Origin of the sequence: Streptomyces triticisoli, assembly GCF_003270085.1 — a bacterium.
GTDB lineage: Bacteria > Actinomycetota > Actinomycetes > Streptomycetales > Streptomycetaceae > Streptomyces > Streptomyces triticisoli.
Genome location: NZ_QFDQ01000010.1, coordinates 24,676 through 43,864 on the forward strand (window position 1 = coordinate 24,676; position 19,189 = coordinate 43,864).

The window sequence follows — 19,189 nt, forward strand, 5'->3', positions numbered from 1 at the left end:
CGCTCCGGCCTGCTCTGTGACACGCAGGCCGGGCTCGCAGCGAAGGACGAAGGACGGAATGAACGGCAGATCGAGCAAGCGGTTCAGAACGCTGCGGCGACGCGTCGCGCTCGCTTCGGCCGCGGTCATGGTCGGCACGCTCCTGCAGGGAGTGGTCCAGCCGGCTGCCGTGGCGGATGAGGGGAAGGGCCGTTCCGCCCTTCCCCGGTCCGAGAAGCCAGTACCCGGCTCGCCGGTCAAGGCCAAGCCGCGCACCCTGATGAAGGGGCCGCGTACCCCGCAGGCGCCTCCGGACGCGGCCTGGCCGAAGGCGGACACGGCGGTCGTCGAGTTGCCGGCCTCCGCTGCGAAAGGCACCGCACGCACGGCTGTCCGGGCCAAGGGACTGCCGCTGACGCTGGACACGGGGGACATCACCGCCGCGAAGTCGGCGAGCGGTGCTGTCGAGGCACGTGTCCTTGGCCGTGAGGCAGCGAAGCAGGCGGATGTCGACGGGCTGCTTTTCACGCTGCGTTCGAAGGGTGAGGGCAAGGACGGACTGACCGGTCGGGCCGGCCGGGTGCGGGCCAAGCTCGACTACTCAGGCTTCGCGGAAGCCTACGGTGGCGGCTACGCCTCCCGCCTGACTCTGGTGGAGCTGCCCGCGTGCGCGCTGACCACCCCGGACAAGGCCCGGTGCCGCACCAGCGTGCCGGTCGCGTCGGTCAACGACACCGAGAAGCAGACCCTGACCGCGCAGAACGTGACTCTGAGCGCCAGTGCTCCCACGGTGCTGGCCGCCGTGGCGGAGGCGAGCAGCGAGAACGGGGACTACACGGCGACCTCGCTCTCTCCCTCGGCGACCTGGAACACGAACCTGAACACGGGTGACTTCGCCTGGTCGTACGACATGCCGGTGCCGGACGTCCCGGGCAGTCTGACCCCGAACATCGGGCTGTCGTATTCCTCGAGCTCCATTGACGGGCGCACCGGCAGCACCAATAACCAGGCGTCCTGGGCGGGCGACGGATTCGATTTCTGGCCGGGTTTCATCGAACGCCGTTACAAGCCGTGTGCCGATGACGGCGTGAAGAACGCGGACGGCAACAAGCCGGGCGACCTGTGCTGGGCCTACGACAACGCCTTCATCACCTTCAACGGCAAGGGCGGCGAGCTGGTCCCCAACGGGACCAATTCCTGGAAGCTGAAGGACGACGACGGCACCAGGATCGACCGTCTGACCTCCAGCAACCGCGGCAACGGCGACAACGACGGCGAGTACTGGCGGCTCACCGACCCGGACGGCACCCGCTACTACTTCGGCTACCACCGACTGCCGGGCTGGGCGGACGGCAAGCCGGTCACGAACTCCACCTGGACAGTCCCTGTCTTCGGCAACGACACCGGCGAGCCCTGCCACGCCTCGGCGTTCGCCGACGCGTGGTGCCAGCAGGCCTGGCGGTGGAACCTCGACTACGCCGTGGACGTGCACGGCAACGCCATCGCGTACTACTACAACCAGGAGACCAACTCCTACGGCCGCAACCTCAAGGCCAAGGACAACACCCGCTACGTGCGCGGTGGCACCCTGGACCGGGTCGAGTACGGCCTGAAGTCCTCCTCGATGTACGGCACCAAGGCGCTGGCCAAGGTCGACTTCACCGACGCCGAGCGCTGCCTGCCCAACTCCTCCACCACTTGCACGGACATCGGCAAGGACGCCGCCTACTGGTACGACACGCCGTGGGACCTGAACTGCGACGCGGGCAAGGACTGCGACAAGGGCCGCCTCTCCCCGGTGTTCTTCACCCGCAAGCGGATCACCGAGGTGAGCACCCAGGTCTGGGACGGCAGCGCCTACCAGAACGTCGACTCCTGGAAGCTGACCCACCGTTGGGGCATGGCCGACACCGACTACCAGCTGCTGCTCGACTCCGTCCAGCGCACCGGCCACACCGAAACCCCTGCGATCACCCTGCCGAAGACGACCTTCGCCTACACCCAGCTGGCCAACCGCCTGGACAAGACCGGTGACGGCTACCCGCCGTTCATCAAGGACCGCCTGTCCACGGTCGCCGACGAATCCGGCGGCCAGATAGACGTCAACTACTCGGCGCCGGCTTGTGACTTCGGCGCTCTGCCAACTCCGCAGACCAACACCACGCGCTGCTTCCCGCAGTACATCGGCGGTAGTACCTCGGACGACCCCGAGCGACAGTGGTTCAACAAGTACGTGGTCACCTCCGTCACCGCCACCGACCGTACCGGCGGGGCACCGGATGAGGTCACCACGTATCAGTATCTGGGTGGTGCGGCCTGGCACTACGACGATGACGACGGTCTGACCAAGGAGAAGTTCAAGACCTGGTCGCAGTGGCGCGGCTACGGGCAGGTCCGTGTGCAGGCCGGCGGGCAGGGCGGCGCCTCGGCGATGAAGTCGCAGGAGGACACCTACTTCCTGCGGGGCATGGACGGCGACCGCAAGGACACCAGCGGCGGCACCAAGACGGTCACCGTCACCCTGGGCGAGGGTGAGGGCGATCCGATCACCGACCACGAGTTGGCGGCCGGCTTCGCCTACAAGACCGTCAGCTACTCCGGCCCGGGCGGCAAGGTCCTGGCCAAGGAGGTCAGCCGGCCCTGGCACCACCAGACCGCGAAGAAGACCCGCAGCTGGGGCACCGTCACCGCCAACTTCACCGGCACCAAGAGCACCAGGTCGTGGACGTCCTTGGACGACGGGGCCGGCGCGAAGTGGCGCACCACCGAGACCAGCAACGAGTTCGACACCGTGGCCGGACGTGTTACCCAGGTCGACGACCGGGGCGATATCAGCACTGCCGCCGACGACACCTGCACGCGCACCACCTATGCCACCAACACCACCGACAACCTCCTGACCCTCCCCTCGCGGGTGGAGACGGTGTCCAAGGCCTGCGGCGCCACGGTCAGCCGCCCCGCGGACGTGATGTCCGACGTCCGTACCGCCTACGACGGCGGCGCCTACGATGCCGCCCCCACGAAGGGGGATGAGACGGCCAGCGCGGTGTTGAAGCAGTACGACGGCACCACCGCTGTCTACCTGGAATCCGGAACCACCTACGACGCCTACGGCCGGGCCCTGACCAGCACGGACCTGACCGCCGACGTGACCGTCACCGGCACCGGCGTACTCACACGCACCCCGCGCGGCGACGGCCGCACCACCACGACCGAACTCACCCCCGCGACGGGTTTCGCCACCACCGTGAAGGTGACCACGCCACCCGTCAAGGCAGGCGATGCGGCCACCAAGCAGACCTCGATCACCAGCCTCGAGATCCTGCGGGGCCTGCCCGTGAAGCAGACCGACACCAACAACAACGCCGTCGACTTCGCCTACGACGCGCTGGGCCGCTCGACCAAGGTGTGGCTGGCCGACCGGCTGACCGGGCAGACCCCGACCTACCAGTTCACCTACACCGTCACTGAGGGCAAGCCGGTCGCGGTCGGTACCAAGACGCTGGGCAACAACGCTGCCCAGCGCACCTCCTACACCCTCTACGACGGTTTCCTGCGCCCCCGTCAGACCCAGGACCCCGGCCCTGACGGCGGACGCCTGCTGGCCGACACCTTCTACGACGAACGAGGCCTGACAGCGAAGGAGTTCGCGACCTACTACGCCACCGGCGCACCCTCCACCACCCTGAGCAAGCCGGACGACGCGCTGAGCGTGCAAACCCAGAACTGGTACACGTATGACGGTCTGGGCCGTCAGACCGAGGCGAAGCAGATCGCGGGCAATGGCGACGGCGGCACCGTGCTCGGCGTCACCAGGACGATCTACGGTGGCGACCGGACCACGGTGATCCCGCCGGTCGGCGGCACCGCCACCACCATCCTCACCGACGCCCGCGACCGGACCACCGAACTGCGCCAGCACCACGCCCGCATCGCGGAGGCGTCCTACGACACCACCAAGTACGCCTACACGCCCCGTGGAGAGCTGTCGAAGGCCACCGACCCGGCAGGCAATACCTGGTCGTACACCTACGACCTGCTGGGCCGCCAGCTGACGTCCAACGACCCGGACAAGGGCACCACCACCAGCACCTACGACGACCGCGGCCAGCTCGTCACCACCAAGGACGCCCGTCCGGGCACCCCGGCCCTGTGGCACGGCTACGACAACCTCGGCCGCAAGACCGAACTGCGCGAGGGCTCGGCCACCGGCAAACTGCGCGCCACCTGGACCTACGACACCGTCAGTGGCGCCAAGGGCCACCTGGCCGAGTCCACCCGCTACGTCGACGGCGCCGCGTACACCACCAAGGTCACCCTGTACGACCGCCTCTACCGGCCGGTGAGGACCGCCGTGGTCGTCCCCGAGCGGGAGGACGACCTGCAGGGTACCTACCAGGCCGGCACCTCTTACCTGCCCTCCGGGCTGGTCGGCGGCGTGAGCTACTCCGCGGCCGGCTCGCTCCCGGGCGGCAGCCAGTCGTTCACGTACGATCCGGCCACGCTGCGGCCCATCTCCCTGCTGGGCGACGGCTTCAAGGCGGAGACCAGCTACTTCAAGACCGGCCAGCCGAGCGGGTACAAGATGTACGGCACGGCCGCCGGAGCCAAGCAGGTCCAGGTCACCAACACCTACGAGTGGGGCACCCAGCGCCTGGCCAACACCCGCGTGGAGCGCCAGGACGTGGCCGGAGTCGACCAGAGCAGCACCTACCGCTACGACGAGGTGGGCAACGTCCTGTCCGTCTCCGACGTCTCCCGCGCCGGCACCGACACCCAGTGCTTCACCTACGACCACCTGCGCCGCATGAGCGAAGCCTGGACCCAGAACACCACCGGCTGCGCCGCCACACCCGGTGGCAGCATCCTGGGCGGCCCGGCCCCGTACTGGCACTCCTACACCTACGACAAGGCAAGCAACCGAGCGACGCAGACTCTCCACGACACCACGGGCGACACGGCAAAGGACACCACGCGCACCTACTCCTATCCCGGAGTGGGCAAGGCCCAGCCGCACACGCTGACCTCCGTGACCACCACCGGTCCCACGGGAACGGCGAAGGACTCCTTCGGTTATGACGAGACCGGCAACACCACCGCCCGCACCCTGAGCGGCACCACGCAGACCCTCGAATGGGACGCGGAGGGCCACCTGGCGAAGGTGACCGAACCCGTCGAAGGCGGCAGCAGCAAGGTCACCGAGTACCTCTACGACACAGAGGGCAACCGCCTCATCGGCCGCACCCCCACCGAGACCACCCTCTACCTCGGCACCACCGAGATCACCCTGGCCAAGGGCTCCACCACCCCCAAGGCCACCCGCTACTACGACCTCGGCGGCGGCCACCAGGCCGTCAAGGCCGACGACGGCAGCGTCTCCTTCACCCTCGCCGACCACCACGGCACCGCCCAGCTCGCCATCGAGGCCGCCACCCAGAAACTCACCCAGCGCCGCAACCTGCCCTTCGGCAGCACCCGCGGAACCGAGCCGGACACCTGGCCCGGCACCAAGGGCTTCGTCGGCGGCACCAATGACACTGCCACCACCGGCCTGACCCACCTCGGAGCCCGCGAATACGACCCTGTTCTGGGCCGCTTCATCAGCGTCGACCCCATCCTGAGCCTGGACCAGCCGCAGTCCCTCAACGGCTACACCTACGCCAACAACAACCCCACCACCGCCAGCGACCCCGACGGCCTGGAAAGCTGTTACGGCGTCGCATACTGCTCCGGCAGCAACGGCACCTACGGCACCTACAAGCCCAAGAACAAGAGCAAGGACAAGGACAACGGCAAGGGCAAGTCGCCCGTTAAAACCAAGAATTCCGGCAAGATCACAAACCTCGGAAACGGTGCCGCGCCTGCTCTCAATAAGAACCTCGGAAAGAAATACCTGGGGGGTTCCGGACGGCCGACTGTTGGGCAAATGCAGACGCTCGGGACCTACATGCCGAACGTGAGTCTTGAGCTGAACTACGAGCTCTACTTTCGTGAGCGCTGTGGCTTCAGCCAGGGCACCGACATGACGTGCAAAAACCTGCGCGACTATTACGGAGGCTGGAAGCATGTAAAAGATATTCCAGCCGTAGATACGTGTCCGATATGCGGCAACGTAGGGTTCCTGGCCGTCCTCGAGTTTGCGCTCAAGCGTGGTGGAGGCTGCAACAGTTTCCTTCCTGAGCAAGGCGTCCGCATGGCGGACGGATCGATCAAGTCGATCGATGAGGTTGAGGTCGGCGACAAGGTTCTGGCTACCGACCCGAAAACCGGAAAGACGGAAGCTTGTGCCGTCACTGCCACTATCATCGGTAAGGGAGTCAAGAACCTCGTCAAAATCACTCTCGACCTCGATGGGAAGAGTGACGCAAAGGCGACGTCAATAACCGCCACCGTCGGGCACCCTTTCTGGGTGCCCGAGCTTGGGGAATGGATCAAGGCCGGCGATCTGCGCGAGGGGCAGTGGCTTCGCACGAGCGCGGGCGCACACGTCCAGATCGCCGCGATCAAGCGCTGGACCCAGCACGCGACTGTCCGTAACCTCACCGTGGAGGGCATCCACACGTACTATGTGCTGGCGGGCGAGACGCCGGTCCTGGTTCATAACTCCAACGGGTGGTGTGGTCCAGGCTTTAGAACAACGTCAGAGGCTGGGATTAGCCCCAATGATGCCCGACGAATCCAGAACGCCGCCGATAAATCGGGGTATCCAATTGTTGTAGTGGGAAGCCGGGCAGGCGGGACGGCTCACGCTATGTCAGATTGGGATTACATCCTGTATGGCCCGGCGAAGTCGCGCAACCGGATCAAGAATTCATTGCCGAGAGGGACCGGCGACGGCGAGGGAAGTGGACGCGGGCGCGATTTCTGGCAGGGCTATAATCCAAATCACAAGAAGAGCTACACGGAATTGGATCGAGATCTACCGTACGTAGTTTTTGAGCCCCGAAAGCGGTGAGTTTTGAAAGCGTCAGAGCGAATCATCAACGAGGTGGCCCAGGGGCTGCGCGACATGGAGACCGCGGTTAGCTGGTTCTCTTCGCTGGAGCAGGTTGAGCGAGAGGCAGTGCTTCTGGAGTTGGTCCGCTACTCCATGCAGGCTCACGCAACGGCGGATGATGGCCGTGAGGGCGTTTCTCGATCAGGGGTGAAGCCAACGGCGACCCCGGCTGTTCTGATCGTCCGTGAGCCGGTTCTCGAAAGCAGGGGTACCATTGCAGGTCTACCTCCTGCCGAGCATGTGAAGGCCTTTCGCGTGCTTCTAGCTACATTCGCGGTAGCCGATACGCGGCGAAGAGAGCGCGAGTGTCGTGGAAGCTGCACCCACGCTTGGCATAATTTGGCGTAGCTCGAATACGCGTGGAGCAACTCGGAGGTGTCGTCAGAAACCTCCGAGTTGCGTAGGAGTTACGATTGGGAGCCCTCTACTAGGCTAGTGCTCGGTAGAGGGCTCCCAGGTGCTTGACGGCAACGCTGACGGCAACGTCAGCGGACGGCGGCCGCCGCGGGTGGGGAGTCAGGGCCGTCGTTCTGACCGAGGGCGTGACCCAGGGTGTCGATGGCTTGCCGTTGGAGGCGGAGTCGGACGTGGGCGTAGACGCCGGCGGTGACGCCGATGTGGGCGTGGCCCAACAACTCCTTGATCACGATGAGGTCGACGTCCTGTTCCAGGAGCAGGGTGGCGGTGGAATGCCGGAGGTCGTGGAAGCGGATGCGCCGGAGCCCGGCCCGGTTGAGAAAGCTGCGGAAGCGGCGGGTGAGGTTGGCCGGGTCGAGAGGCCATCCGGTCGGCGTGGTGAAGACGAGGCCGCTGTCGCTCCAGGCCGACCCGGCCTGACCCCGTTTCCTGTCCTGCCGCTCCTTGTGCTCCTTGAGGGAGTGGATGCATTCGGTCGGGAGCGCGATGCGGCGTTCGGATGCCCGGGTCTTGGTGGGCAGGTGGGTGAGGCCGCCGGTTCGGGTGCGCTGGAGGGATTGGCGGATGGTTGCGGTCTCGGTGTTGAGGTCGAGGTCTTCCCAGTGAAGGCCGAGGAGTTCGCCCTTGCGGAGTCCGGTGCGGAGGGCGAGTTCGTACAGCGCGTGGATCCGGTCCGTGCGGGCGGCGTTGAGGAACTGACGGGCCTCCGTTGCGGTAAGCGGCCGGAACCGCCTGGGCCGGTGCGCAGTGGTCTTGACGTTCCGGGCGACATTGCGGGGCAGCTCGTCTTCGCGGACCGCATGTTCCAGCGCCGACTTGAGCACCGAGTGCACGTAGGTCACGGTCAAGGCGGACAGCCGCTTCTGGCAGCACTCGCCGATCCCGCAACGCTTCTTCCGTTCGGTGTCCAGCCCCTGGGCGCAGCACTGACAGGTGATGCGGAGCCGGTCTAGGAAGGTGCGTACGTCCTTGGCGGTGAGCCAGGCGATCTTCTTGGTGCCGAGGCCGGGGATGAGGTGGAGGCGGACGCAGGCGGTGCAGTGGGTGTGGGTGTGTTCGGCGGCGAGGCGGAGCAGGTCACGCAGGACGCCGGGCGAACCTCAAGGTCACCTGACCGCAACTGCGGGTCACCGATCGCCCGGGGCTTCGCGCCTCAGTCGCCTGTCGGTGCCGGAGGGGTCGACCGGCCGATGGCGTGAGCTCGCGCGGCTGCCTACCGTGGGAAGTGGTCGTGGCACCTATGGGGGCAGGAGGGCTGACCTATGACTGTAGAGCTCAACCACACGATCGTCGCCGCACACGACAAGGAGCAGTCCGCGCGGTTCCTCGCTGATCTGCTGGGGCTCGAGGTGGCACCGCCGTTCGGCCCGTTCACCCCGGTGCAGGTGGCGAACGGTGTGACGCTGGACTACATGGAGACCACCGAGCCGATACCCCCGCAGCACTACGCGTTCCTGGTCTCCGAGGATGACTTCGACGCGATCTTCGCCCGTGTCCGGACCGCGGGCCTGACGTACTGGGCGGACCCGTACCACCGGCGCCCTGGCGAGATCAATCGCAACGACGGGGGCCGAGGGGTGTATTTCGACGACCCGGACGGTCACAACATGGAAATCCTGACGAGGCCGTACGGGAGCGGTGAGGACTGAGATTCGGGGCCTTTGCCTGCGGGGCCGCAGTCGTCGCAGGCCAGGGCGGAGAGCTTCCCGCAGGTCAACGTGAGTACAGCGCGGGTGACGGTGGAGGAAGCCGCTGTCCGGTGGGGTCGTGCGCGCCAGACTGGCGGCATGACGGTTGACGTACTGCACCTGACTGCCGCGATCCCCCATGAAGGCAAGTGGTACGTGGCACGCTGCCTCCAGGTCGAGGTCACCTCCCAGGGGGAGAACATCGAGGAGTCCCTGGGAAGAAGCCTGCGTGAAGCGCTGGAACTGTACTTCGAGGACGCCCCCGTACCCGAAGTCACCGACGCTGACCCGGGAAGTCGCAGGCAGGTAGTGAGGAGTCCCGGGACCCGTCCCCCGGGGCCAGACGGCTCACGCGTACCGCAGCTCCGCCGGGCGCACCGAGCGCCGTAGCAGCGGCAGGGAGGCGGCCTCGGCCAGCAGGCAGGTGACGCACACCCCGGCCGGGACCACCGGGGCAGTTCAGAACTGCTGTGGCAACAGAGTGAAGGCGGGCACGTGGACAGGTCGGACGATGCTGAAGTGGCGGCGGTCCAGCGTCGCGATGCTGACCGCACCGAACTTTTCGGCGACAGCGACGACGAAGGCGTCGGCGGTACCCAGGGGGAGACTCGCGTACTGTTCCACGAGATCGGCGGCACGCGCGGCTACGGAAGAGGTGACCGGGACCAGGTCGTACACACCATCCGCGACATCGCGCAGGAAGTCGGCCTCTGTCTTCGCCCCGGCACGGCTGGAGAGTATGTACCCGATTTCCGCGACGAGCGGAGACGGTAACAGCAACGGCCCAGGGTGGTTCTCCAGCAGGCGCACGCAGTCGGTGTGATGGTCGTCCTTGCGGTTGGCCGCCGCGACCACGGGGCCGGTGTCGATCACGATCACGCGCTGCGTCGCTCCTGCCCGCCCCACTCCTCACGCGCGATGTCCTTGGCGCGTACACCGAGGTCCGGATCGCCGTCGAAGGTGGCGGTCGTGCGGAAACGCCGACGCGGGCGCTCACCACGCTCCTCCTCAGCCCACTCGCGCAGCAGCTCTATGGCGTCCATGAGCCGGTCCTCCGGCAGCGCGTTGAGCAGACGATGGGCTTCCTCGCGAACGGTCATAGCAGTCAGTGTACGGTCCGGGAACCCGCCTGGCCCAGGTCTCCAGGTGCTCCGCCAGACCCGTGAAGTCGCAGGTGATGAGTGTCCGGTCCCGGGGCTCCGTGCCTCCGGGACCGGGACGTTCACACGTACCGCAGCTCCGCCGGGCGTACCGAGCGCCGTAGCAGTGGCAGTGAGGCGGCGGCGGTCAGGAGACAGGTGGCGTACACGCCGGCCGGGACCGGGAGGGCCGTGTACGGCATGGGCCAGCCTCCGTCGCCGGCGAGGTGTCCGTACCAGATGCCGATCGCCAGGCCGCCCGTGCCCGCCACGAGGACGGCCGGGGCCAGGGGCAGGGCGGTTTCCAGGAGGAGGGCCCGGGCGAGTACTCGTCGGGGGACTCCGGCGGCCACCTGCGCGGCCAGGCCCCGGCGGCGGGTGGCGACGGACTCGGCGGTGCCGACGGCGAGTGCTGTGAGGATGATCGCGAGGGCCAGGGCGATGGCCGCGGCCGTGAGGTTCAGACCCGTGGTGTAGAAGGCGGCGTCCTGGGCGAAACCGTACGAGCCGTCCATGGTCTCCAGATGGGCGAGCAGCGCCTGCCGTACTCCCACGAACCCGGTCCCGACCACCGTCACCAGCAGTACCGCCGCATGCGTACGGGCCGCCGCCCACGGGTCGTCCCGCAGCCGTTCCGCCGCGATCAGCACCGCAGGGGAGCCGGTCCGGGCCGCGAGCAGTCGGCCGGTCAGCCGGGACAAGGCGCCCGTGAGCCACACCGCGCCCGCGCCGACGGCCAGCACCACCGCGCACACGATGAGCGGACCGGTTCCGGGGCCCGCGTAGTTGGAGTCCACGGACGTACCGGCCACGGCCCCCAGCGCCGCCACGCCCACGACCAGCAGCCCGCCCACGAACAGCAGGCCCGGGCCCCGCCCCGACCGCGGGTGGCTCCGCCGCACCCACCCCAGCGGCGACGCCACCACCCGGCGCAGCGCCAGCACCACGGCCGCCGTGCCCAGCACCGGTACGCACACCGCGACCAGCGCGATCCCCGCCCAGGCCGCCGCGGTCGGCTGCTCCCACACGGCTGTCAGCACCGCCGCCGCCCCGGCCGTGGCGAGCGCCGAGCCCAGCAGACAGGCCAGTCCGGTCTCCAGCGCCGCGATCCGCCGCACCCGGCCCGGTTCCGCGCCCGCCAGCCGCAGCACGGCCATCCGCCGGTCGCGGTGCACCGCCCCGATCCGGGCGCACTGCCCGAGCAACCCGAGCACCGGGACCAGCAGGAGCAGCAACGTGACGATCACCCCGGAGCGCTCGCCGGGGTGATCGAGCAGGCCGTTGCCGAAGGAGAAGCGGTACTGCCCGTGCACCGAGGCCAGGACGGCGGCCGCCAGGCCCAGGCCCGTCGCGCACATCGCCCCCGCCACCGTGAGCGCGATCCGCCACCACTCCCACCGGTCCGAGCCCCGTACGAGCAGCCAGGCCAGCCGCAGGTCGGTCCTCACGCGAGCACCCCCGACCCGACCGTCACGCCGTCCTGCAGCCGCACCTCGCGGTCGGCGTACGCCGCCACCTGGGCGTCGTGCGTGATCAGCAGCACCGCCGCGCCCGCCTCACGGGCGGCCCCCACCAGGGCCGTCATCACCTGCTCGCTCGCCAGCGAGTCCAGCGCCCCCGTCGGTTCGTCCGCGAACACCACCCTCGGGCCGGTCACCAACGCCCTTGCCAGCGCCACGCGTTGTGCCTGACCTCCGCTCAACTCCCCGGGGCGCGCAGCTTCCTGCTTCCGCACGCCGAACCGCTCCAGCCATGCCCCCGCCTGTTCCTGGGCCGCCCCCCGCGCGGTCCCGGCCAGCATCAGCGGCAGCGCGACGTTGTCGACGGCCGTCAGCTCGGGGATCAGCTGCCCGAACTGGAACACCACGCCGAAGTCGGTGCGGCGCAGCTCGCTCAGGCGGTGCTCCGGCAGCGTGTCGACGCGCTTCCCGGCGTACGTCACCGAGCCGCCGTCCGGCCGGACGATGCCCGCCAGACAGTGCAGCAGCGTGGACTTCCCGCTGCCGCTCGTGCCGGTCACGGCGACGATCTCGCCCTCGCCCAGTTCCAGGGCGGCCCCGCGCAGGGCCGGGGTCCTGTCATGGGACTTGACGAGGTCTCGGGCCACCAGAAGGGGCACCGGACGGTTGCTCATGATCGGTCGACCTCCACGGTCTGAGCGGTCAAGGTGGTGAGGCGGGCCTGCGTGGTGGTCATCCAGCGCAGGTCGGCGTCGAGGTGGTTGAGGGCGTAGTCCGCCGAGAGCACCGTGGCCAGACCGGAGCCCGGGGCGGTCTTGAGCGCCGTCAGCTCCCGCATCCGCTCCATGTGCGCGGCGCGCTGCGCGAGCAGGTGGGCGGCCGGGTCGCCGTCGGTGAGGATCGCCACGACGACCTTGGCGAAGATCTCGTTCGTCACGAAGGGCGCGGGCGGCGTGACCTGCCCGGCCCACGTGGCCACCTCCCGGGAGCCTTCCTCGGTGAGGCGGTACAGCGTCCGCTCCGGTCCGCCGTCGGAGTCGGTGCCCTCCACCTCCGCGAGACTGTCGCGGACCAGCCGTTGCAGGGTTGTGTAGACCTGGCCGTAGGCCAGCGGGCGGGCCTGCGGGAAGTGCTCGTCGTGGCGTCGCTTGAGGTCGTAGCCGTGGCTCGGTCCGCCGGCGAGCAGGCCCAGCAGGATGTGACGGGTGCTCATGGCGTCTCAGTATGTACTACATACATGTACTGAGTGAATAGTGATCAGTGAAAAACTTCGGGGCGTGCGATGCGGCGGGCTCAGTCCGCCACCGCGTACGCCTCCACCGACCACAGGGAATAGCCGTACCGCGTGGCCCGCTTGTCGCCCTGCACGCGGACGAACCGCACGTCGCGTTCGTCCATGCGGACGGTTTCCCGGCCGCCCCGGCTGTCCTTCACCGCGCGGGCCGTGCGCCAGCGGCGGCCGTCGGGGGAGACCTGGACGCGGTAGGCGGAGGGGTGGGCCTCCTGCCAGTGGAGGGCGACCCTGCCCAGGCGGACCGGCGCGGGGAGTTCCACCTGCCACCAGGCGCCGTCGTCGACGGGGGACGACCAGCGCGTGGACGGGTTGCCGTCGTTCGCGGCGGAGGCCGGGAAGTCGGGGGTCTCGTCGCCCGACGAGGTCGCCGTGCCGGTGCGGGCCAGGTCGGGGCCGGCGGTGCGCGGGAAGGGGCGGACCGTGAGGGTGCGGGTCTGACCGGCGAAGGTGATGCGGATGTCGTACGGGCGGGAGGGCGCCGCCGGTGGGACGGTCACCTTCACCGGGACGTCCACCGTGGTGCCGCGGGGCACGGTCAGCTCCTTGGTGGGGACGCGCACCTCGATGCCCTCGGGGGCCTCCACGGTGACCCTGCCGCGCACCTCGGCCGGGCGGCGGGAGGTCAGCCGGGCGGTCAGCCGCTCGGTGCCGCCGAGCTCCGCGTCGGCCTCGGCGCGCGGCAGGGTCAGGCCGGCCGCCGCGATGTCGGCGAACCACGGGACCAGGTGGCGTACGCGGGAGGGGTCGGCGCCGGTCACGCGGACGGCGTCGACCCGGGTGCCGGCCGGCAGGGGAGTGGGCTGCACCAGGGCCGGCGGGCGCGTCCAGAGGCCCGGAGCCGGGTAGGCGGGCGGCCAGAGGGCCGGGGGGCGCGTCGCCCGGGCGGCCGGGGACGAGGGCTGCCCGGTGTCGATCTCCGTCGCCCCGCGCTCCGCCAGCGCTCCCAGGCGGCGCCAGCCCTCTCCGGGGACGTGGACCTCCACGGCGCCGGCGGTTCCGGGATCGCTGAGGACCGTCACGGCGCTCAGGGCGCGGGCGCGCGGGAGACGGACCGTGCGGGTCGACACCTCGTCCCGGTCCGCGGCCGGCTCGTGCGTCAGACCCGCCCAGGCCGCGTACTCCTGCCGCGCGCGGTCGAGGAACGGGTCCAGTACGCCCTTGCCGACCGTCACGTCGGCGCGCTCGGTCTCGGCGCGCAGCCGGTCCAGCGTCCGGTACGCCGTCCAGGCCGCCGTCGCGTCGCCCTCGCGCTGGGCGCGGAACATGTCGAGCGCCGCCGTGCCGGCCTCGCCGTAGCGGGCCAACTGGGCTGTCCATGGGGCGACTTCGGCCGCCAGCGTGCCGTCGGAGGCGAGGCGCCCGGGGGTCTCGCGCATCACCGTGAAGGCGGCGCGCAGCCGTGCCTCGGCGGTTTCGTTCCTGGCCCGGTCCGTCGTCGTACGGGCCTCCCACACGGCCGCGATGAGCGGGCGCAGATAAGCCGACTCCGTGCCGCCCAGGACCGAGGACGCGTCGTTGCCGGCCAGGGCCGACAGCGCCTCGTGGCGTCGCGCGTCGCCCGCCGCGAGGTCGGCGATGGCCGCCCGCCAGGACTCCTGGGGGCGGTAGTCGCGGGGGTTCCAGGCGTAGTCGGCCGCCGTGAACAGCGGGATGCGGGAGGCCTCCGCCTGCTCCATCGCGTTGGCGAGCAGGGCGGCCGAGCCGCTGGCGACGGCCGGTTCGCGGCCGGTGTAGGGGCCGAGGAAGATACGGTCCTCGGCGTAGTCGTTCACCGGGTAGTTGTCCATGGTGACCAGCGCGTGCCCGAACGCCGCGCGGGCCTCGGCCAGTTCGGCCCCCGTGATGGTGCGGGGCACCACGCCCACCCCGGTCCAGGCCACCTGCACCGACTGGTCCAGCGCGGACGCCAGCGCCCGCCGGTAGGGGGTCGCTCCGTCCTCGTAGAACTCGGTCGGCATCAACGACAGCGGCACCGCGCCGGAATAACGCTCCGCCAGGTGCCGGGCCACCTCGTTCGCCACCCGCGCCTGCGCCCGCGCCGCCGCCTCCGGGCCGGAGCCGAAACGCTCCGGGTCCGCGTCGCAGTGCCACTCGCTGTAGCTGACGTTCTGGAACTGCAGCTGGAACGCCCGGAAGCCCAGCGCCCACATCGCGTCCAGCTTGCGCGTCAGCGCCCGTACGTCGGCGTCCGAGGCGAAGCACAGCGACTGGCCCGGCGCCACCGCCCAGCCCAGCGTGACGTGGTTGCCGCGGGCCCGCTCGGCCAGCTCCCGGAACGCCGCCCGCTGCTCCGCCGGGTACGGCTCGCGCCAGCGCTCCTGGCGGTAGAGGTCGTCGCCGGGGGCGTACAGGTACCGGTTCTGCTTGGTGCGGCCCATGAAGTCGACCTGGGCGAGGCGCTGCTCCTGCGTCCACGCGGTGCCGTAGAAGCCCTCGGTGGTGCCGCGCACGGCGGTGCCCGGCCAGTCGCGGACGGTCACGCCGGGGACCGTCCCGTCGGGGCGCAGCAGCTGCCGCAGTGTCTGCACGGCGTGGAAGAGGCCGTCCTCGCCGGCGCCGGTGAGGGTCAGGGCGCCGTTGCCGGTGGTGAGGAGGTAGCCGCCGGAGGGCAGCGCGCGGCGCGGGTCGCTGTGTGCGCGCTCGGTGTGCGCGCGCACCACCAGCGCGTCCGACGGGACCGGGTGCGAGACGCTCAGGTCCATGATCGTGCGGGCGCCGGCCCCGTGCAGCAGCGCGCGCAGCGCGTCCAGGGCGTACGGGTCGGTGTCCGCGTCGGTGACGAGGGCGACCCGGTCGGTGACCTGCACGGCGGTACCGGTCGTACGCAGGGACTGCGGGCGTGGCCACACGGCGAGACCGGAGGAGGCCGCGGCCGGCTGCTCCGGGTTCGTGGCCGGGGTGCCGGGGGCAGGATCGGTGCCCGGGCCGGGGGCGGACGGTGCCGCGGCGGCCGCGGGACCGGCTCCCAGGGTTCCCGCGACGACGGCGAACGCGAGTGCGGCCGCGCTCTTCCCGTGCCCGATACCGCGCCGAAGTCGCACGGCCCCTCCTCATCGATCGGCCTTCGAAAGTCCTGCCGAAGGCGGTGTCGAAGAGCCTCGACCACACCATCCCCGGGAGGAGGTGTCAACGAGAGTGGCCGTTGTGCCGCGATTGACCGAACCTGGAGCCAGGGGAGTGTGACCAGCAGCACGTCATTCGTTCTGGTACGTCTGCCCTCGCGAGCACTGGGTAGGGCTGCGGTAGTCCGACTGCTGGACGTCCCACCGGATGTCCCGCTGGGTGTCCGTTGGACGCCCGTACCCGACGTACTCGACAAGGAGGCCCCCGTGGCCGCACCGGCACACCTTCTGCTCTCGGCCCTGTCCAAACACGTGGCGGAGCCGCCCGCCCCCCACCTGCTGCCCGCCGACGATCCGCTGCCCGCCGGCGACCTGCCTCTCGCCGACCGGCTGCCGACCGCCGACGACTCCGGTCTGTGCACCCTCAGCGCCGAGAGCACCTGCTTCGAGGCCCCGCTGACCAGTGAGCCGCCCCTGCGCGACGCCGAACCGCTCACCAGCGAGCCGCCGCTCGCCGAAGCAGCACCCCTGACCAGTCAGTCGGTCGCCGAAGCGGCTGAACAGGACCCCTGCCGCGCGGAGCTGTAGATGACAGCACCGCGGCCGGCCGAACCCCCCGGATCCCCCGGACCTCCAGGACCCCCCGGCGAGGAGCTGACCCGGCTCGCCGAGCTGCACGGCGTCGCCACCTCCTACAGCCCCTCCCCGGGCCGTACGGTCACCGCCTCCCCCACCGCGGTCGTCGCGGCCCTCGCCGCCCTCGACGTCGACGCGAGCACCCCCGAGGCCGTCCGCGCCGCGCTCACCGCCCGCGAACGGGAACTCGGCGAACGGCTGCTCCCGCCGACGGTGGTGCACTGGGGCGACCCGGCCGCGGAGGGGGACACCGGACTCCCCGGACGCCACGGCCTCCCGCCCGGCACCCGGCTGCGCGTCGACACCGAGCAGGGCGAGACCCGTACCTCCCTCGACCGCCTCCCGCCGGGCGTCCACCGGCTGACCGCCACCGCCCCCGACGGCCGCACCGGACAGGCGCACCTGATCGCCGCCCCGCCCCGGCTGCCCACCCCGCCGGGACGCTCGTACGGCCTGCTGGTCCAGCTCTACTCCCTCCTCTCCCACCGCTCCTGGGGCATGGGCGACCTCGGCGACCTCGCCGAGCTGAGCGGCTGGGCGGGGCGGGCGCTGGGCGCCGGATTCGTGCAGGTCAACCCGCTGCACGCGGCCGTGCCCGGTCCGCCCGCCGACCCTTCCCCCTACCGCCCCTCCTCCCGCCGCTTCCCCGACCCCGTGCACCTGCGCGTCGAGGACGTCCCCGAGTTCGCGTACGCCGAGGACCGCGAGCGGCTGCGGCCCCTGCTGGAGCGGGCGGGCCGGCTGCGCGCCGCCGTACTGGACGAGGGCGCCCTCATCGACCGGGACGCGGTGTGGGAGCTGAAGCGGCAGGCGCTGGAACTGGTGCGCCGGGTGCCGCTCGGGCCCGGCCGCCGCGCCGCCCACGCCGACTTCCTCGCCGAGCAGGGCCGGGCCCTGGAGGACCACGCCACCTGGTACGCCCTCGCGGAGGTGCACGGCTCCGACTGGAGCCGCTGGCCCGAGGGGCTGCGGGACCCGCGCTCGGCCGAGACCGCCCGCGCCCGCACCGAACTGACGGACCGCGTCGGCTTCCACTCCTGGCTCGCCTGGCTCACCGACGACCAGCTCACCGCCGCCCAGCGCACCGCCCGCGAGGCCGGCATGCCGGTCGGGATCGTGCACGACCTCGCCGTCGGCGTGCACCCCGGCGGGGCCGACGCCTGGGCCCAGCAGGACCACTTCGCGGCCGGCATGTCCGTCGGCGCCCCGCCGGACGCCTTCAACGCGCGCGGCCAGGACTGGGGCCTGCCGCCCTGGCGCCCCGACCGCCTCGCCGCCTCCGGATACGCCCCCTTCCGCCGCCTGCTGCGCGCCCTGTTCCGCTACGCCGGCGCCCTGCGCATCGACCACGTCATGGGCCTGTTCCGGCTGTGGTGGATCCCGCGGGGCCGCCCGCCCACGGAGGGCACGTACGTCCGCTACGACGCCGAGGCCATGCTCGCGACCCTGGTGTTGGAGGCCTCGCGGGCGGGTTCCGTGGTGATCGGCGAGGACCTGGGGACGGTGGAGCCCGGGGTGCGCGAGACCCTGGACCGGCGCGGGGTGCTCGGCACGTCGGTGCTGTGGTTCGAACGGGACTGGGACGGCGACGGCCGCCCGCTGCCCCCCGAGCGCTGGCGCGCCGACTGCCTGGCCACCGCCACCACCCACGACCTGCCGTCCACCGCCGCCCGCCTCACCGGCGAGCACGTCGCACTGCGCCACCGCCTCGGCCTGCTCACCCGCCCGTTGGAGGCGGAGCGCGCGGAGGCGGCCGAGGACGTCCGCGAGTGGCTGGCGCTGCTGACGGACCTGGGCCTGCTGGAGGGCACCGGCGACGGCAGCCGCGCCTCCCCGTCCCCGGCCTCGGAGGAGGCCGGGATCCGGGCCGTCCACCGCTTCCTGCTGCGCACCCCCGCCCGCATGGTCGGCCTCTGGCTCCCGGACACCGTCGGCGACCGGCGCCCGCAGAACCTGCCCGGCACCTGGGACCAGTACCCGAACTGGCGCCTGCCCGTCGCCGACGCCGAGGGCCGCCCGGTGACCCTGGAGGACCTCGCCGCCTCACCCCGGCTGCACGCGCTGACGGACGTACTGCGAGCCGGGGCGGGGAAGGACGCGGGGAAGGAGACGGGGACGGGGAAGGGGACGGGGAAGGGAGGCTGACGGGCGGGGAGGCGCCCGCGGGTCGCATACGGCACCCCGGGCGCACACCTCGTTCAGGCATTCGCTACGTTTGTTTGCACTATGGACAAGAAGAATGCCCTGCGCGCCGGCGCCCTGGCCGCCGGTACGACGCTGATGATGCTGCTCATGACGTCTCCCGCGCTCGCGCTGACCCGCGACGACGGCGACGACCCCGGCGAGGGCCTGAGCGTCGTCCAGACGCTGGGGCTCTACGTGGTGCTCCCGATCGTCCTGTTCCTGGGCATCGCGGGCCTGGTCATGGTCCTGGACAGGTCCCAGGAGAAGCACCGGGTCAGGAGCCGGGACGTGGACGTCAGGACCAAGGCCTGACCGCACGCACACCGAGGGCGC

Annotated in this window: 12 protein-coding genes and 1 pseudogene; 6 read left to right on the plus strand and 7 right to left on the minus strand. The window is 70.6% G+C overall.

Annotated elements, in window-relative coordinates:
• Nucleotides 1-58: 58 nt before the first annotated feature.
• Complete coding sequence (locus DEP02_RS02165) at nucleotides 59-6,934, plus strand: polymorphic toxin-type HINT domain-containing protein (protein ID WP_112465598.1); 6,876 nt, start codon at nucleotides 59-61, stop codon at nucleotides 6,932-6,934.
• Nucleotides 6,935-6,937: 3 nt separating this feature from the next.
• Nucleotides 6,938-7,324, plus strand: a complete 387-nt coding sequence (locus tag DEP02_RS35635) for a DUF5958 family protein (RefSeq protein WP_369123200.1) — start codon at nucleotides 6,938-6,940, stop codon at nucleotides 7,322-7,324.
• A 137-nt stretch (nucleotides 7,325-7,461) separates the two neighbouring features.
• Here the strand turns inward: DEP02_RS35635 and DEP02_RS02170 are convergent.
• Nucleotides 7,462-8,451: pseudogene (locus DEP02_RS02170) on the minus strand (tyrosine-type recombinase/integrase); the annotation flags it as partial.
• Nucleotides 8,452-8,655: 204 nt separating this feature from the next.
• Between DEP02_RS02170 and DEP02_RS02175 the strand changes: the two are divergent.
• Nucleotides 8,656-9,042 carry a VOC family protein gene (locus DEP02_RS02175; protein ID WP_112465599.1) on the plus strand — a complete coding sequence of 129 codons (387 nt, stop codon included), beginning with the start codon at nucleotides 8,656-8,658 and terminating at the stop codon, nucleotides 9,040-9,042.
• 498 nt (nucleotides 9,043-9,540) lie between these two features.
• Here DEP02_RS02175 and DEP02_RS02185 read toward each other — a convergent pair whose 3' ends face one another.
• The 6 genes from DEP02_RS02185 to DEP02_RS02210 all read right to left on the minus strand — a co-directional run bounded on the left by DEP02_RS02185 (nucleotide 9,541) and on the right by DEP02_RS02210 (nucleotide 16,015).
• Nucleotides 9,541-9,960 (minus strand): type II toxin-antitoxin system VapC family toxin, encoded by a 420-nt coding sequence (locus tag DEP02_RS02185; RefSeq protein WP_112465600.1) that lies wholly within the window; start codon nucleotides 9,958-9,960, stop codon nucleotides 9,541-9,543.
• Nucleotides 9,957-10,181 carry a hypothetical protein gene (locus tag DEP02_RS02190; RefSeq protein WP_112465601.1) on the minus strand — a complete coding sequence of 75 codons (225 nt, stop codon included), beginning with the start codon at nucleotides 10,179-10,181 and terminating at the stop codon, nucleotides 9,957-9,959. The genes DEP02_RS02185 and DEP02_RS02190 overlap by 4 nt, the downstream gene beginning before the upstream one ends.
• A gap of 122 nt (nucleotides 10,182-10,303) precedes the next feature.
• A complete protein-coding gene (locus tag DEP02_RS02195) occupies nucleotides 10,304-11,668 on the minus strand; it encodes an FtsX-like permease family protein (RefSeq protein ID WP_112465602.1) in 1,365 nt (454 codons plus the stop codon).
• Complete coding sequence (locus DEP02_RS02200) at nucleotides 11,665-12,354, minus strand: ABC transporter ATP-binding protein (protein ID WP_112465603.1); 690 nt, start codon at nucleotides 12,352-12,354, stop codon at nucleotides 11,665-11,667. The genes DEP02_RS02195 and DEP02_RS02200 overlap by 4 nt, the downstream gene beginning before the upstream one ends.
• Nucleotides 12,351-12,893, minus strand: coding sequence for a PadR family transcriptional regulator (locus DEP02_RS02205; protein ID WP_112465604.1), 543 nt, complete (start codon nucleotides 12,891-12,893; stop codon nucleotides 12,351-12,353). The genes DEP02_RS02200 and DEP02_RS02205 overlap by 4 nt, the downstream gene beginning before the upstream one ends.
• Nucleotides 12,894-12,973: 80 nt before the next feature.
• Nucleotides 12,974-16,015 (minus strand): beta-N-acetylglucosaminidase domain-containing protein, encoded by a 3,042-nt coding sequence (locus tag DEP02_RS02210; protein ID WP_112465605.1) that lies wholly within the window; start codon nucleotides 16,013-16,015, stop codon nucleotides 12,974-12,976.
• Nucleotides 16,016-16,303: 288 nt separating this feature from the next.
• Here DEP02_RS02210 and DEP02_RS02215 point away from each other — a divergent pair, with 288 nt between their 5' ends.
• The 3 genes from DEP02_RS02215 (at nucleotide 16,304) to DEP02_RS02225 (ending at nucleotide 19,168) form a co-directional block, all read left to right on the plus strand.
• Complete coding sequence (locus DEP02_RS02215) at nucleotides 16,304-16,624, plus strand: hypothetical protein (protein ID WP_112465606.1); 321 nt, start codon at nucleotides 16,304-16,306, stop codon at nucleotides 16,622-16,624.
• On the plus strand, nucleotides 16,625-18,817 hold the full coding sequence (malQ, locus tag DEP02_RS02220; protein WP_112465607.1) for a 4-alpha-glucanotransferase: 2,193 nt from the start codon (nucleotides 16,625-16,627) through the stop codon (nucleotides 18,815-18,817).
• A gap of 81 nt (nucleotides 18,818-18,898) precedes the next feature.
• On the plus strand, nucleotides 18,899-19,168 hold the full coding sequence (locus DEP02_RS02225) for a hypothetical protein (RefSeq protein ID WP_112465608.1): 270 nt from the start codon (nucleotides 18,899-18,901) through the stop codon (nucleotides 19,166-19,168).
• Nucleotides 19,169-19,189 lie beyond the last annotated feature (21 nt).